We start from the raw sequence: 304 nt of genomic DNA, 5'->3' as shown, positions 1-304 counted from the left end.
GTCCGGCGCAATCATCCAGACTGGTACGCGATAGAATTTCCCGTCGGGCTTTCACGCCCGCGCTCGCACACACAACGAAACGGAATACCTGACACATGGCATCGACCGCAGACATCCGCAACGGCGTCGTTCTCTCGATCGACGGACAGCTCTGGAACGTCATCGAGTTCCAGCACGTGAAGCCGGGTAAGGGCGGCGCCTTCGTCCGCACCAAGATGGCAACCGAGGACCTGGCTGACAAGCTCAAGGCCCGCGGTTACCAGGCCGCAGCCATCAACGGTGACATCCCGCAGCAGCAGCGCGA

General features: G+C 61.8%; 1 pseudogene. It reads left to right on the top strand.

What is annotated here, in order from left to right:
- Positions 1 to 95: 95 nt before the first annotated feature.
- Positions 96 to 304: pseudogene (locus tag SB754_RS19735) on the top strand (elongation factor P); the annotation flags it as partial.

The sequence above is a fragment of the Leifsonia sp. SIMBA_070 genome, assembly GCF_046534635.1.
Taxonomy (GTDB): domain Bacteria; phylum Actinomycetota; class Actinomycetes; order Actinomycetales; family Microbacteriaceae; genus Leifsonia.
This window is presented reverse-complemented; position numbering and strand designations above follow the sequence as displayed.